This is a genomic window from Lysinibacillus mangiferihumi (genome assembly GCF_003049665.1).
Taxonomy (GTDB): Bacteria; Bacillota; Bacilli; order Bacillales_A; family Planococcaceae; genus Lysinibacillus; species Lysinibacillus mangiferihumi.
The window spans coordinates 218,914-234,886 of the sequence record NZ_PYWM01000001.1 but is presented as its reverse complement, the minus strand read 5'-3'; the positions used below and the strand labels follow the sequence as shown (position 1 = coordinate 234,886).

Annotated in this window: 12 protein-coding genes and 1 other annotated feature; of the genes, 4 read left to right on the top strand and 8 right to left on the bottom strand. The window is 36.9% G+C overall.

The window, feature by feature from the left end:
* The first annotated feature begins 251 nt into the window (after nucleotides 1-251).
* The 3 genes from C9J37_RS29600 (at nucleotide 252) to C9J37_RS01305 (ending at nucleotide 4,701) form a co-directional block, all read left to right on the top strand.
* Nucleotides 252-452, top strand: a complete 201-nt coding sequence (locus tag C9J37_RS29600) for a helix-turn-helix domain-containing protein (RefSeq protein ID WP_107893908.1) — start codon at nucleotides 252-254, stop codon at nucleotides 450-452.
* Between the two features lie 432 nt (nucleotides 453-884).
* Entirely contained in the window at nucleotides 885-2,591 is a 1,707-nt protein-coding gene (locus C9J37_RS01310; protein ID WP_107893907.1) for a methyl-accepting chemotaxis protein, read from the top strand.
* A 381-nt stretch (nucleotides 2,592-2,972) separates the two neighbouring features.
* Nucleotides 2,973-3,149 (top strand) — a binding site (T-box leader).
* A gap of 166 nt (nucleotides 3,150-3,315) precedes the next feature.
* On the top strand, nucleotides 3,316-4,701 hold the full coding sequence (locus tag C9J37_RS01305; RefSeq protein WP_024363023.1) for a glycine--tRNA ligase: 1,386 nt from the start codon (nucleotides 3,316-3,318) through the stop codon (nucleotides 4,699-4,701).
* A gap of 175 nt (nucleotides 4,702-4,876) precedes the next feature.
* Here C9J37_RS01305 and C9J37_RS01300 read toward each other — a convergent pair whose 3' ends face one another.
* Entirely contained in the window at nucleotides 4,877-5,644 is a 768-nt protein-coding gene (locus tag C9J37_RS01300) for a GNAT family N-acetyltransferase (protein WP_107894025.1), read from the bottom strand.
* Between the two features lie 109 nt (nucleotides 5,645-5,753).
* On the bottom strand, nucleotides 5,754-7,472 hold the full coding sequence (locus tag C9J37_RS01295; RefSeq protein WP_107894024.1) for an HD-GYP domain-containing protein: 1,719 nt from the start codon (nucleotides 7,470-7,472) through the stop codon (nucleotides 5,754-5,756).
* Nucleotides 7,473-8,206: 734 nt separating this feature from the next.
* Here C9J37_RS01295 and C9J37_RS01290 point away from each other — a divergent pair.
* Complete coding sequence (locus C9J37_RS01290; protein WP_107893906.1) at nucleotides 8,207-9,634, top strand: S-layer homology domain-containing protein; 1,428 nt, start codon at nucleotides 8,207-8,209, stop codon at nucleotides 9,632-9,634.
* Between the two features lie 29 nt (nucleotides 9,635-9,663).
* Here C9J37_RS01290 and recO read toward each other — a convergent pair whose 3' ends face one another.
* The 6 genes from recO to C9J37_RS01260 form a co-directional block, all read right to left on the bottom strand.
* Nucleotides 9,664-10,458 (bottom strand): DNA repair protein RecO, encoded by a 795-nt coding sequence (gene recO, locus C9J37_RS01285; RefSeq protein WP_107893905.1) that lies wholly within the window; start codon nucleotides 10,456-10,458, stop codon nucleotides 9,664-9,666.
* Between the two features lie 172 nt (nucleotides 10,459-10,630).
* Nucleotides 10,631-11,548, bottom strand: a complete 918-nt coding sequence (era, locus tag C9J37_RS01280) for a GTPase Era (protein WP_107893904.1) — start codon at nucleotides 11,546-11,548, stop codon at nucleotides 10,631-10,633.
* Entirely contained in the window at nucleotides 11,535-11,948 is a 414-nt protein-coding gene (locus tag C9J37_RS01275) for a cytidine deaminase (RefSeq protein ID WP_029747264.1), read from the bottom strand. Before C9J37_RS01275 ends, era begins: the two co-directional genes overlap by 14 nt.
* A 241-nt stretch (nucleotides 11,949-12,189) precedes the next feature.
* Nucleotides 12,190-12,540, bottom strand: a complete 351-nt coding sequence (locus C9J37_RS01270; RefSeq protein WP_024363030.1) for a diacylglycerol kinase family protein — start codon at nucleotides 12,538-12,540, stop codon at nucleotides 12,190-12,192.
* Nucleotides 12,541-13,014 (bottom strand): rRNA maturation RNase YbeY, encoded by a 474-nt coding sequence (ybeY, locus tag C9J37_RS01265; RefSeq protein WP_024363031.1) that lies wholly within the window; start codon nucleotides 13,012-13,014, stop codon nucleotides 12,541-12,543.
* A 9-nt stretch (nucleotides 13,015-13,023) separates the two neighbouring features.
* Entirely contained in the window at nucleotides 13,024-15,144 is a 2,121-nt protein-coding gene (locus C9J37_RS01260) for an HD family phosphohydrolase (protein ID WP_024363032.1), read from the bottom strand.
* Nucleotides 15,145-15,973 lie beyond the last annotated feature (829 nt).

The window sequence follows — 15,973 nt, the reverse complement described above, 5'->3', positions numbered from 1 at the left end:
TGGTAGATAAATTACGTGATTACTTAGAGTGCGAGGCAGATGATATAATCTCTCTTGTAAACTTGAATAAAGAATAAATAAGAAAACACTTTCAGCTCAACCATGCAGGATCTAATTGTTTATTGTTAAAATCAAATAAGATAGAATGAAAAGTTTCAAAATTTTTTTCAAAATTGCATTGCTACACCATTAGGGTATTCATTAAACATTAACTGTTAGACTTGTAGGTGAACTTTGAAACAGTCCGTAAAATGTACAATGATGTATCTAAACAATATCAACCTGATACACTTGGAGCATTGTGTAAAGTATTAAATTGCAATATTAGTGTCTTATTAGAGATCATTGAGGAATTGCCACACAAAAAAGCACCTACTCTTATGGAGTGGGTGCTTTTTACTGTGGATTTAGTTTATGAACCTTTAATTAGGTGTAAAACAATATTATATTAACTAAAAAACTTGTCCTCTGAAAGTTTCTATAAAAAAGATGTATAAATGTGTAGATTTGATATAAATTCATGTGGATTTTTCTTGGTCCATAATCGGAACATTTAATTGAGTAATTAATTATACCAAACACACTTTATTAATTTGCACGGAGTGGGGTACCACGTTTTGTGGTACTCCAAAATATTCTTTGAAGACTCTATATTTTTCTATTATTTTCAATTAAAGTTTTTTTCTGCAAGTAAGCTTAATTGCTATATGCTGTAGCCTTTTAATTTAGTAAAAAATTTTTCGTAAATCTCTCTTCTCTTATAATAAATTTAAATGTAATATGTTCTTACTAAATCTAAAATTACTCAATATATTCAAAGTTATAAATAAATACCTTTTTTTACAACAACTTTTGAAGATAGTTGGGCCAATGGGGGAATATTTTTGAAAAACTTATCAATTAGAAAAAAAATGCTAACACTTATTACATCTGCTGTTATTTTTTTGCTAATTATTTCAAGTAGCGCTATTTTCTACATAAAAGATATGGCAAATAAATCTAACGAGATGTACGAAGAGTCACTTTTGCCCATTCAATATATCGGTCAAATTCGATCTGACATTCGTGCGATGGATTCTTTCATTTTAGAGCTCATGATTACTACGGATGCAAATCGTAATGTCGATCTAATGACAAACATCTCACAGAGAGTTGAAAGTATTAAAGACTCAATCGCGAAATTCGAAGCCTCTTACACTGGAAACGAAGAAAAACGAAAACTTTTAGAATCTCTTAAAACTAATACTGATGGTTATATGAGCGCTATGACCGATGTTATTGATTTGGCTAGTCAGAATCAAAACGATGAAAGCTACTCTATATACACCACAACTTTAGTAGATTTTCGTGAAAATATGGCGAGTGATGCACGCAATCTTATGACTCTCTGCTCTGAACATGCCAATCAACTGAATAAGATAAATAAGCAAAATCAATCCACTACTATGCTTATTTCGGTCATTCTATCTATTTTTGCCATTATTTTCTTTATTACATTGGCAACATGGATTGTACGTTTAATTGTAAATCCTGTTAAAGAGTTGCAGGCTAATATGTTAAAGGCTGGCGAGGGTGATTTAACTGTGCAAGGTACCTATTCATCAAAAGATGAAATAGGTCAATTAACTCGATCATTTAATTCAATGATTAATAACATTAATAATACAGTAACAAAAGTTACCGAAACTGCTAATCATGTCGCTGCAGCATCTGAAGAATTGAATGTTAATGCAGCAGAAACTACAAAAGCAACAGAATTGGTTGCAAACACAATGGAAACCATTGCTCAAGGATCAATGGAGCAACTTAATAATGTTTCTACCACTTTCAATACCATCAATGAACTGTCAATAGGTGTTCAACAAGTAGCTGGAAATGCTCAAGCTGTAAGCGAACTTTCTGGGGATTCATTATCCCTGGTGATAAATGGTATAAATGCCGCAAATCAAATGAATCTTCAAATGATGGACATCACAGATCGAGTAAAAGGGTTATCTGAAATTGTGGACTTGTTAGGAAAACGTTCTAATAAAATTGGTCAAATTATTGATTCCATTACAGCAATTGCTGAACAAACGAATCTTCTTGCCCTGAACGCTGCAATTGAAGCTGCACGTGCTGGCGAGCATGGGAAAGGCTTTGCTGTTGTTGCAGATGAGGTTAGGAAATTAGCAGAGCAGTCTGCTGTTTCTTCAAACCAAATTGAAGTGTTGATTTCTGAGACCCAAAAAGATACTCTTAGAGCAGTTGAATCAATGAAATTGGTAACAGCGGAAGTTACAGCAGGTATTAAAACAACAGAAAATACACGTTCAACTTTCACTTCTATTCAAAATGCAATTCAAAGTGTTACGACGCAGGTAGAAGAAGTGTCAGCAGCAGTCGAGCAAATGGCAGCGGGAACTCAGGAAATTGTCGGTAGTATGAATGCAATCCACTCCTTAACTAAATCTGCTACAGTTGGTGCAGAGAGTATGTCTGCAACAACCGAAGAACAAACGGCCTCTATGGAAGAAATTTCTTCATCTGCTAATGCTCTTGCAAACTTGGCAGAAGAGTTAAGAGATTTGGCATCCCAATTCCGAGTTTAATACGGTTATCATGGCAGCACTACTTTAACATTTATAATCCAAAGCTGATTTTACACTTTTTCCACAAATAACAATATCAGTTATAAAAAAGAAGCGACTAGATATTTTTTAATCTAAACCGCTTCTCCTCCTTATAGCCCCCCTGATCTTTTAATTTAGTAAGAAGCTTCATCTTGCTACTATTGTCCTCTGAGACATCTAGATTAAACATATTTGTGGCAAGTCATTGGTGAAAATAGATGTAAAGCTTGATATATAAAGGTTTATTAAACACCACACGTAATATATACTATTTTAATGGTTATTGCGAAGAAAAGAACTACATGCTACAATATTGACACAGACGCTTGCTCTCCATGTATTTTCGAGCAATCTTGCGTTATACAGGCGATGATAGGAAAAAAGTATCTGTTCATTTATTTAGCGAGTAGAAGATGGTGAAAGTCTACATAGCAACAGAGAAAGGCACTCCTTGAGCTAACTTTTTGAAAAGAGGTTTTAAACAAAGCGTTTAAAACAATCAGGGTGGAACCGCGGGTATTAGCACTCGTCCCTGGGCATTTTCGTGCCCGGAGACGGGTGCTATTTTTATTTTGGATATGGCGAATTGTTATTTTCAACAAATATGAGGGTAATCTATCATGATTGTTGTCTATCTATTCGTCCTATCAGACAGTTACGTTTCACTCAAATGCAAGGAAAAATTACGAAGGAGGCTATTATTATGGCTAACAAATCAATGGAAACAATTGTATCTTTAGCAAAGCATCGTGGCTTTGTCTTCCCGGGTTCTGAAATCTACGGAGGTTTAGCAAATACTTGGGATTATGGTCCACTGGGTGTGGAATTAAAAAACAATGTCAAAAAAGCTTGGTGGCAAAAATTTGTCCAAGAATCTGAACATAATGTTGGAATCGATGCGGCTATCCTGATGAATCCAAAAGCATGGGTTGCATCTGGTCACGTTGGCAACTTCAACGACCCAATGGTAGACTGTAAAGCTTGTAAAGCGCGTCACCGTGCAGATAAAATCATTGAAGATGCTGCGCTAGCAAAAGGTGATGAAATTATCGTTGATGGTATGACATTCGATCAAATGAAAGAAACAATGGTGAAATACGATGTTGTCTGCCCTGATTGCGGCAAAGCAGATTTCACTGATATTCGTCAGTTCAACTTAATGTTTAAAACATTCCAAGGTGTAACAGAATCTTCAACAAACGAAATTTACCTTCGTCCAGAAACAGCACAAGGAATTTTTGTTAACTTTAAAAACGTACAACGCTCCATGCGTAAACGTACACCATTTGGTATTGCACAAATCGGGAAGTCTTTCCGTAACGAAATTACGCCAGGGAACTTCACATTCCGTACTCGTGAATTTGAACAAATGGAGCTTGAATTTTTCTGCAAGCCTGGTGAAGATCTTGAGTGGCATGCCTATTGGAAAGAATTCTGTAAAAACTGGTTACTGAACTTAGGCATGAAAGAAGATTCTATGCGTCTACGTGACCACGAGGAAGATGAATTATCGCATTACTCAAATGCAACAACTGATATCGAATTTAAATTCCCATTCGGCTGGGGCGAGCTTTGGGGTGTAGCTGATCGTACAGACTACGACTTAAAACAACATATGGAACATTCAGGCGAAGATTTCACTTATATTGATCCTGTAACAAACGAGCGCTATGTACCATATTGTATCGAACCATCTTTAGGTGCTGACCGTGTGACATTAGCATTTTTATGTGACGCCTATGATGAAGAGGAGCTTGAAGGTGATGACAAACGTACCGTATTACGTTTCCACCCTGCTTTAGCACCATTTAAAGCAGCTGTTCTTCCACTTTCTAAAAAATTATCTGATGAAGCTGCAGATGTATGGTCAGCGTTACGCAAATCATTCCCTGTTGATTTTGATGAGTCTCAATCAATCGGTAAACGCTACCGCCGTCAAGACGAAATCGGTACGCCATTCTGTATTACATTCGATTTCGATTCAAAAGAAGATGGTCAAGTAACTGTTCGTCATCGTGATTCAATGGAACAAGTACGTATGCCAATCGCTGATGTGAAAGCATATATCGAAAAGCATCTTCAATTTTAATTCAAACGATTAGTTAGGTTTTAAGCAAAGAAAACGTGTTAGATTGATTACAGTCAATCTAACACGTTTTTGCTTCGGCGATGCTTTTTGTGGGCATACACGTAAGCTGTAACACTAGTGTATGTCTAGTTGTTTACAAGAGTCACTGCCCACTTTCGCTTTTAAAACTAGCCCTCTATTTACCATCAATTGGATGAAAGGCTTTTAAACGCTTTATCGCCGAATGCACAGTAAGTCGATGAAAGGCTAGTAATTTCCCTTTATAAATGACTCCATAGACACCATAAGGCGTAGGAGAAAGTCTGACTAATTCTTCTCTATTTTGCACATCAATGATTTCAGCATGAATACCTAGTTTTTTTGCAGCCTCTACAACATTATCCGTTGCAATATCTACAAAGGGACATTGAGGGGTTCGGAATATTGTTAGCTCCTGATAAGATGCTAGCCGCTTATCCCAATCGTTCGGAAAATATGGATTTGGTGCATTTTTGAACTTATAAACGAGCAATTCAAATCCATTTGGTGCCTGCTCTAATTCTTTAAAGTTATGTTTCAAAAAAATTTGCTTACTCGGAACCCACGAACTATTTGCGTTTGTAATGACAATGACACCTGATTTCTGTTGTTTCTTTGCATCTTCTATACAACTATCAATCAATTTCGAAGCATAGCCCTTTCCAGTAATACTTACCCACAAACAATGAATCACAACATAGTTTTCACCAAAAACAACCCTTGAAGAATACTCAATCGGTGTATACTCAATAAAACCTGCCTGCTTATTATTGTCCATTATTTTTATATACTTTAATCCTTCATGAAATCTTTCATAAAGCCAGTTACTTTTATTTATATATCCTGTAGCATGCGGATTACTGCGTAGACAAAAGCATCCACTTTGAACAATATTTTGTTCATTCAATTCGATGATACTATCAATTGCCAATCGAACTCCCCCTTTAAAATTGCAACAGCCTTATCTAATCCCTCTTGCAAGCTTACAAAAAAACCAAATTAACAGTTAATTTGGTCGTCATAAATATCTTGCTTTATGCTTTTAACGATATAAATAATCGCTCTTGCATTTTTTCTTCAAATAGAAACTTTTTCATACTCATCCCTACTAAGTTTACTAAAAGTTCCTCAATATCACTTAGAGAGTAATAGAGAAATGTCCCTTCACGCATAGGACGCACTCGTCTGTCTATCGTCAATTCTTCCTCAATAAAATAGGCAACATTGACTCCACAATGCTCCATTAGTTGCGTAATGCGCTGGTCATCTCCCGGATTAATAAAGAATGGTACAATTTCGTCAATATACAAAATACTCTGAACAAGTTTGATGAAAAAATTTTCTCGAACAGCCGTTTCAACAACTAAAATAGTTGTTTGCTCATGCTGATAATCCATGTACAAAACATTTAATTGTTCTTCCAACAATTTATTTAATATGAGTATGGAATTTTTATATTTCTTCATATCGGTTTGTATTTCTCTCGTTAGTAGTCGAAGAATACGAAAAGCTGGGAGAAAAATTTTTAAAACAATTTCTTTCGGATGTAAATGGTCAATCAATTTATTGAAATGTACCCTTAAAGAATTTTCATCATTACGTATCAACTGCTCGATAAATAAATTAAAAATCTCCTCAAAACTATTGGCACGATAATCAATCATTTTAACAATCTTGACACTATAATTCAGCGGTAAGTTCATGGACGTTTGTTCATCTAGTAACTTTACTTTCGGCAATGTTGGGAACATATCATAGACAAGCTCTACTTGAGCACTACGATTATCTGATAGTAACACAACTGAGTTTACAGGATAGATGCCAAGACATTCTACAAATTTGTTCATAAACTTTTCATTATATAAATGCCGATCACGATATAGAACTGCTAAAGCATCCGTCGCACCATATCCAGAATGATATACACGCTTTGAGGTCATTGCAGAATAGACATCAATAATTTGTAATAACTGAACACCTTCACTCATATCATCTGCACACAGTTGGTTAGGGTACCCTTTTCCAGCAAAGCGTTCGTGGTGATCGCGTGCCAAATAGGCAATATCTGCTTCACCATTTTCTATAAGAAGCTCATAGCCTTTCGTCGTATGTGTTTTGACTATATCAAATTCATCTTCGGACAACTTTCTTTTTACACTTAAGATTTCTTGTGGAATAAAAACTTTGCCGATATCGTGAAATAAATAACCCCGTGCAAGTATCTCAATGTCCGTTAAGCCTAATTGTCTTGCAAAAATTGTTCCAAGAACAAAAACATCAAATGAATGGACAAATGAGTATTCATCCCACTCCTTTAAACGCATAAGCAAATCGTAGCGACTCTTTTCTGTTAAAATCCGTTCAAATATACCTCTGACATATGCCGTATCCTGCGTACTTTTTAATATTTGACCATAACGTAATTCATGTACAACATTTTCTAACGTTGACATAAATAGATTACTGACCGCTACTTGATATTCATCTATCTCTTCATTTTTCTCCAACAGTGGTGCAAAAATATCTTCATACTCCATTGTACGTTGTATACTTAAATCATGAACAATTCTTACTGAATCTGATGATAGGTAAACTGACAATTCTTCTACTCTTCTAAGTTTAAGTAATGCAATAATTCTTTCAGTTAGCACTAAATCTTTTTTAGCTAATAGGCGATACTCGGAAAAAATATCTTCTGCTAAAATATCACCGGCTTCTACTTCATCAATACATAATATCACTTTTTTTAGCATTTTATCAGCCACACACGCATGGTTAGAGCATTATGTGACCTCCCTCCCTTTTCCATAGGACTGCATTAATCTAATAACGTACAATAGTACGTTTTGCTGATAGAGGCATGGTTTTAAAATAGTTTGAAATTACATCCCTAAACTTTAATTCGTATAATTATACAAGAATAATTAATATGACATTTCTTTGTATCTTTACAATATCATAGGTTAAAATGCCTTTTCAACTAGTATATGGGGCTTAAATGATCAGTTAATACTATGCATATATTATAAACTATTTAAAAATTAGTTATTTATTCTCATTTATTTTATTTGCATTGATCTATATCAAGGTAATTCAATATTTCATTTGACCTATTTAAAAATATAGATAAATGTATATTTATAAAAATTATCCATTTTTCTATTAATATTAAGAATGGCTTAAAAAACAAAAAATTTCTCGCTAAATGTTATCTACTAATCTTTTTTTCCTAGTAGCATAAGCTCATTGCTATTTATATCTCATAATTCCCATTTTATAGTGGATAATATTCCCTCTATTCTCACCTCCAATAATTTGTTATAAATATATTATTATAGTTAATCTTTTGTGTTAAAGTACGTATTTTTAACAATACATAGTAATACCAACCATTCGCAATCAATCGTCCGGAAGTTTGAAACTGTACATAGGAAGGATTTTTACTAGAAAAAAGCAAGCTATAAAAATGGACATTGGAGGAAACAAATTGAATACACATCGTTTTTATCAACTGGTTATGGCAACAACTATCGCAACGAGCGCCATTGTCATAGCACCCCCAGCATATGCTGCTTCATCATTCCCCGATATAAATCCCTCAACAGAGGAAGGGAAAGCAATCATAAACTTAGCAGAGCGTGGAATTATATCCGGCTACCCAGATGGCACGTTCAAGCCCGCAAATTTTATTACCCGTACACAGGCTGCCAAAATTTTAGCAGGCATTTTACATCTTGATACTGTTCATGTAAAAAATCCTAACTTTAAGGACATTACTCCTGACAATGAAAACTATGGTGCCATCGCTGCACTAGCAGAAGCAGGGATCATCCGAGGCTCTAATGGTTATTTCAACCCAACGAAACAAATTACACGTGGTCAATTGTCGAAAATGATTGTCAAGGGCTTTGATTTAACAATTACTGATGATATCGATATTCCCTTTACAGATGTAGAAGCTGGCAGTGAATATGAGCCATATATTCAAACATTATTTTCTAATAACATTACAAAAGGCACGACACCGACTACCTTTGGCCCTCAAAGCTATGTAAAACGTTCTCAACTGGCTTCTTTTGTAGTAAGAGCAGAAAACACTCAACATAATGCTACGATTTCTGCAAGTCGTTTTAACCAAGATTATATTTTCGCTTCTTATGGTGGAATTGAACCCGCAGAGGATATTTTCACATGGGATGACGAAGAGATGATGACAAATACCATTACGATTAAGCCTTTAAAAGAAGGTACTGGTAAATTAGTCATTTCTGGTTTTAGCGAAGAGACAGAAGAGTTCACAGATTTCTTTTTCTTAGTTCATGTAAAAACTGTAGACGGTAAGCTACAAACAACGCTTGAAGAAGTAAAGGAAGAAGACTATTTAGAACATCTACCGCTTAACTTAAATGAAACGGATTTAACGTTCACACCTACAGCAGTAAGTATACAAACAGCGGATGGACAAGCTTTATCTTCAGATTCCTATGCACTAGAAACGAAAGATAATGATACAACACTATCGATTTTTAAAGATGGACAATACTTATTAACTTTCACAAATGGTACCCAACAACAAATAATGGCGGCTGATGTATATACGTATGATTTTGTACGCAGTATTGACCTTTACGAATTAACGGACGAACTAACATTTACAAGCGATTATTTACCATTTGAACCAGTGCAAGTTGCATTAGAAGATTTAGATGATGGTTCTGATCCAACTTACAAAGTACCAGTCAAAGCAGTACTTAATGGAAACAAATTGATTGTAACACCGTTAGCAGAGGGCAATGCCATGATACATGTAACTGGAAAAAATGGAGAAACTGCATATTTAAATGTTGAATTTATGAAAATTGCAGGTAAATGGGCAACTTATTACGATTTATACGATGATATGGAAGACTACTAATTCATCATGTAAAAATGCCAGAGGGTACATTAATTGTCCTCTGGCATTTCTGTTTTATCTGTAGATGGTCTTAACTGTAATTCAGGTGTTCTTTCTAATTGCTCAATAAATTTCTTTGTTTTAAAGCGGATCCCAGTTTGTTCTTCATAAATCGTTGTAATAATTTTTTTTATGAAATATTTTGTTTCTTTTTTCAATTCCAGTTTACCAATTTGATCAATTGACACGGTATAAAACATTCGGATTAACTTTAACTGTGTTGGTGTTAGGCGAATAATATATGGATCATGCTGATAACAGCGGTGGCATAGGAAACCTCCTTGTGCAAAAGAAAAGGCAAATTCTCCATCCACTGCACCACAAGAAGCACAAGCATGGAGTATCGGTTGCACACCCGTATAAGGGAGCATTTTCCACTCTACAAAAAGGGTAATAGCTTCTGGATCATAGCCATCTTCAATTGCTTGTAATGCTTGCAAGAGTACTTCAAATGCAAAAGGTTCTGCTTTTCCCTCTTCCACTACACGTTCCACTAGTTCCATAATATAGCTCGCATAGGCTGTCGCTATAATATCCTCACGTATATGACGCATTGAATTGAGATGCTCTCCCTGTTGCAAAGTGCCCATACCTGTATGATGCTGCACCATAAACATGCCATATGTAAAGGGCTGTGTCACAGCTGATAATCTGCTTGAAGGCTTTTTGGCCCCTCGCGCCATCGTTGCTACTTTACCAGCCTCTCGCGTTAGTAGCGTCACAATCTTATTGGATTCCCCGTATGCACGCACCTTTAGCACAATACCTTCCCATTTATAAAGCATCCATCCCCCTCCTTTTTTTCTAGTTTTCCATGAAAATAGAGCTCTCCAAACATATTTGGACAGCTCCACTTTTCCTTCTTCTGAATCAAGGATTACTTCAACTAATATTTGTCCACTGCAATAACTCGATATGGTAGACTTCAGTTGAAACAATTAAGCCCTGCGAAGAAAATTAATATTCATCATCGCGGAATCCAAAATCACGAAGATGTGTCGATTTATTACGCCAATCTTTTTGCACTTTTACCCATAGCTCTAAATACACTTTAGAACCCAATAACATTTCGATATCTTTACGAGCTCGAATTCCTACTTCTTTCAGTAGTGCTCCACGCTTCCCAATCACAATGCCTTTTTGAGAATCACGCTCTACAATAATTGTCGCGGCTACACGAATTTTCCCTTCGTTTTCTTCATCACGACGAATTTTATCAATGACTACTGCAATGGAATGCGGAATTTCCTCACGTGTTAAATGTAACACTTTTTCACGAATCAACTCGGAAATGATAAAGCGCTCGGGGTGGTCTGTTACTTGATCGGCAGGATAATATTGTGGGCCTTCAGGTAAATATTTAGTAAGTGTTGCTAGTAAGTTTTCAACATTATTACCTTGAAGTGCTGAAATCGGCACAATTTCCGCAAAGTCATAACGTTCCTTATAACTGTCGATAATACCCATTAATTCATCTGGGTGAACTTGGTCGATTTTATTTATTACTAGAAACACAGGCGTTGGATTACCTTCGAGCATTTCTAAAATAAATTCGTCACCTTTTCCTAGCTTTTGCTCCGCATTTACCATAAACATGATAACGTCCACTTCACGCAATGTATTTTTAGATACTTTTAACATGAAATCGCCTAGCTTATGCTTTGGCTTATGGATTCCTGGTGTATCAATAAAAATCATTTGGCTATCATCTGTTGTTAGTACACCTTGTACTTTATTTCGTGTTGTTTGTGGCTTATCGCTCATAATGGCAATCTTTTGACCAATGACTCTGTTTAAAAATGTAGATTTCCCGACATTTGGTCTTCCAATAATTGAGATAAAGCCTGACTTATAGCCAATATTATTTTCCAGCATTCTCTAAATCCTCCGTTGTAAATGCAAACGGTACTAATTCGCCAACTGACGTTACCGTGACATCACCTTTTAAATTTGTTAAATAGACAGGCATTGTTGGTGGGCAAAACTCCACCATCACTTGGCGACAAGCTCCACAAGGCGCACAGGGGCCTTCCGTATCCGCTACAATCGCAATTGCCTCAAAATCATAAACACCTTCTGAAATGGCTTTAAAAAACGCCGTACGCTCCGCACAATTCGTCATACTATAGCCAGCATTTTCAATATTACAGCCGTGGATGATATCGCCATTTTTAGTCAAAAGCGCAGCTCCCACTTTAAATTTTGAATAGGGAACATATGCCTTCTCGCGTGCTTTTTTTGACTCTTCTAGTAATGCATGCATATCTATCTTCATCTATGCTAATTCTCCTCTACATAAAAATCAAATATGCCTCTTTGACTAGGCACTATCCATTACGCCACAGCGTAATTGCGTCTAGATTTTTTCGAGCCTGCATGAAAAGCGCCTCTCCAAAATCTGTGACATTTGCTGGGGTTTTCAATTGATTTTTGCCAGCGTTTAAACCACACATGCATAAGAGCATAGTTGGCGTTTATCCTCACATAGCGAAGTGGTAGCTTGTAATGGAACAAAACTAAAACCATTTCGGTATAAAGATAAGTAAACCGATTATAGCACTGAATACCGCAAATACAAGCACCGCACCCGCTGCAACATCCTTAGCTTGCTTAGCGAGTGGGTGAATGTCTGTTGATGCTAAGTCTACAACTCGCTCAATCGCAGTATTGATCATTTCAAGCGCAAACATCAGTGCTATTAATAATAGCACAATCAACCATTCAACTCGTGATAAACCTGTGAAATAACCTGCAATGATAACAATGCACGCACTAAGCAAATGAGATCGAAAATTTTGCTCTTTACATGCTGTGATTATTCCTTCAAAAGCATATCCAAATGAACGTAAATATTTGCGTAAGTTCATTTAGTCACGTCCTAAGCCAAAAGTTTGTAAAATCTCCTCTTGTTTGCCGAACATCACCTTTTCATCTTCAGGTACCATATGGTCATAACCTAATAAGTGCAAGAAGCCATGGACAGCTAAAAAGCCTAATTCCCGTTCAAATGAATGTCCATATTCTTCTGCTTGTTCCTTAGTGCGATCCGTGGAAATTATAATATCACCTAAAATGCGCGGCATGCCTTCAAATGTTACTTCCATTTCTCCCTCGCCTAATTCTTCTAGCGCGAAGGAAATCACATCTGTAGGTTGATCTTTATCGCGGTATTCTCGGTTAATTTCTTGGATAGCCTCATTTGTGACAAAAGTTACTGATACTTCTGTTTCAGGTTCAATCTTTTCCACTTTTGCAGCATGTTGTAAAAGCTTTTCTACAAGCTCCGTATGTTGTGCTGTCACTTCATTTGTTTCATCTGTAAAATCAATCGTTAAAATCATTAGTGCCTCCTACTTATCTGCCTTTGGATATTCAATACGGGAATGGAAAATCCCATTCAACGTCTCACAAAGTACTTGCTCTATACATTTTAACTCTTTTATCGAAATATCGCATTCATCAAACTGATGATCTTGTACACGGTCATCAATAATTGCTCGAACGAGTTTATGAATTTTCTCAGCATTTGGCTCTTTCATCGAACGAACCGCCGCTTCCACACTATCAGCAACGCTTATTACCGCTGCTTCCTTCGTTTGAGGTTTTGGTCCTGGGTAACGGAATTTTGCCTCATCTATTACTTTTCCTTCTTCCTTCGCTTTGTAAAGGAAAAATTTAAGTAGACTTGTACCATGATGTTGTAGCGCAATATCAATAATTTCTTGTGGCATTTTATAACGTCTTAGCATTTCTGCGCCATCAGTTGTATGCGCAATAATTATTTCAGCACTTGTTTCTGGAGGCATGGAATCATGCGGATTCATACCTGACATTTGATTTTCAATGAAGAAAGCTGGTCGTTTCGTTTTGCCAATATCATGATAATAACAACCTACACGTGCGAGCAATCCGTCCGCACCTATCGCTTCGCATGCCGCTTCAGCTAGATTCGCTACCATTACACTATGATGATATGTTCCCGGTGTCTCCATTAGTAGCTTTTTCAGCAATGGATGATTTGGATTGGATAGCTCAATGAGACGTAATGTGGAGAGCAAACTAAAGGCTGACTCAAAAAATGGCAATAGTCCCATCGTTAGCGCACCAGATAGTAGTGCTGATAATATCGCGGCTATAAAGTAAAACAATAGCTCAGATAAACCATAAGATGATTGTGTCATTAATAAATAAAATGCGATAAAGCCCATATTTACAACAGAAATCACGGCAACCGCCTGCATAATATGCGAGCGTTTTTCTACACTACGCATAAAGAATAGACTCGCAAAGCCACCAAATATGATATACAAAGTAATTTCCATCTGCATTACAGAAGAATATCCTTCTTGGAAAATAACCCCTGCTGAAGCAGCTGTCATGACAGTAATAAGGACTGCAGCTCGATCATCAGCGAGTAGACGTACAAGCATTGTAGCTAACGCTGTTGGGAATAAAAAGGCAATTGTCACATCAAACCCATCTGCCACTAAGCTTATAAACTTCATTAGCAGGATTGAAAAACTATACACAATAACTGTTACGAGCAGTGCATTGCGCTTTTTCTGTTCTTCGATTTCCCAGCGATCAAAATAAATATACATAAATATCATTTGAATGAACGTTAAAATAATTAGCCCTGCAATCGGCTTCAGTGATGCTTTATTACTCACCATACCCAGTAGCTCTAACTGGCGATAAGCCTCATTATCAATAATCTGACCTTCTTGTACGATGATTTGACCTTGTAGAATACGTGTTGGTTCTACGGCTTCCTTTGCTTGTTCTATTCTAACTTTCGTTTGTTCCTCATTAATGGTTTCGTTTTCGATAATACTAGCACGTCCAATTGATACGACGGTACTTAAAATCCTATCAGGATAGCCACGCTGTCCACGTATTTTGGTTTCAAAATCATTTTGAGCAGCTAACACATTTTCTTTTCGTATTGATTTTTCTAGGTATTCTTGTACAAGTTTTGATAGTTGTATGCTTGTTCGCTTTAAATCTGCTTCACTTTGTTGTAATAAGCCTTCTAACTGTGCATCGGTAAAGACGACAGGCATTTGATCCACATCAATGGATTCTAATTTTTTCCGGAGCTTTGCCACTTGGTCGACAGTTGCAACAGGGTCCTTACTACTTTCGACATCCTTTTTCACTTCGAGGACATAATCAAATAAAGACGTCACGATTGCTACACGTTGCTTAGCGACGTCTTCAGAAAATTGATAGACGGGCGTAACTGCGTTAGCAGCCTTTTCTCGTTCCTGCTGTGTCTTCACGGTATCCTCGATGGTTTTCGTTGATCTTACTGTTTCTGACGCAAGTTGCAACGGTTTAAAATCATATGTAACACCCTTTACATTGCCATACATAAATGTAAATTGTAATGCTCCTGTAAGGATGAGAACGACAATCAAAAAGTAGCGGAATCCAATAAGCTCCGTAATTTTCTGAAGTTGTTTCTCCATTTGGCACCTCCCCTATCTATCTTCTATCATACCAATTCAAAAAACATTTTTCCCGAAAAATGTATAAAGAAAGCAAAAAAACAGCTATACGTATATGTATAGCCGTCACATTTAACCTTATATATGCATAATTCGCTGACTTGTCGCTTCTCTTTGGTCACAGACTTTTGCCATTGATTTCCGTTACGGATTGCTCGCTTTCCGCGGGCGTGGCTTAAGTCTCCTCCTCCGCTACGCTGTGTACCGGGTTATCGTTGTACCTGCCGCTTCGCTTTCGGTACAGACTTTTCTATCGTTATACCTGCCGCTTCGCTTTCGGTACAGACTTTTCTATCGTTGTACCTGCCGCTTCGCTTTCGGTACAGACTTTTTCTATCGTTGTACCTGTCGCTTCGCTTTCGGTACAGACTTTTCTATCGTTGTACCTGCCGCTTTGCTTTCGGTACAGACTTTTCTATCGTTGTACCTGTCGCTTTGCTTTCGGTACAGACTTTTCTATCGTTGTACCTGTCGCTTCGCTTTCGGTACAGACTTTTCTATCGTTGTACCTGTCGCTTCGCTTTCGGTACAGACTTTTCTATCGTTGTACCTGTCGCTTTGCTTTCGGTACAGACTTTTTCTATCGTTGTACCTGTCGCTTCGCTTTCGGTACAGACTTTTTCTATCGTTGTACCTGTCGCTTTGCTTTCGGTACAGACTTTTCTATCGTTGTACCTGTCGCTTCGCTTTCGGTACAGACTTTTTCTATCGTTGTACCTGTCGCTTCACTTTCGGTACAGACTTTTCTATCGTTGTACCTGTCGCTTCGCTTTCGGTACAGACTTTTTCT

What these genes read in the sequence shown, in the direction of transcription:
- C9J37_RS29600 (WP_107893908.1), top strand. Translation starts at nt 252, where the DNA reads ATGTACAATGATGTATCTAAACAATATCAACCTGATACACTTGGAGCA.
- C9J37_RS01305 (WP_024363023.1), top strand. Translation starts at nt 3,316, where the DNA reads ATGGCTAACAAATCAATGGAAACAATTGTATCTTTAGCAAAGCATCGT.
- C9J37_RS01295 (WP_107894024.1), bottom strand. Translation starts at nt 7,472, where the DNA reads ATGCTAAAAAAAGTGATATTATGTATTGATGAAGTAGAAGCCGGTGAT.
- recO (WP_107893905.1), bottom strand. Translation starts at nt 10,458, where the DNA reads ATGCTTTATAAATGGGAAGGTATTGTGCTAAAGGTGCGTGCATACGGG.
- era (WP_107893904.1), bottom strand. Translation starts at nt 11,548, where the DNA reads ATGCTGGAAAATAATATTGGCTATAAGTCAGGCTTTATCTCAATTATT.
- C9J37_RS01275 (WP_029747264.1), bottom strand. Translation starts at nt 11,948, where the DNA reads ATGAAGATAGATATGCATGCATTACTAGAAGAGTCAAAAAAAGCACGC.
- C9J37_RS01270 (WP_024363030.1), bottom strand. Translation starts at nt 12,540, where the DNA reads ATGAACTTACGCAAATATTTACGTTCATTTGGATATGCTTTTGAAGGA.
- ybeY (WP_024363031.1), bottom strand. Translation starts at nt 13,014, where the DNA reads ATGATTTTAACGATTGATTTTACAGATGAAACAAATGAAGTGACAGCA.
- C9J37_RS01260 (WP_024363032.1), bottom strand. Translation starts at nt 15,144, where the DNA reads ATGGAGAAACAACTTCAGAAAATTACGGAGCTTATTGGATTCCGCTAC.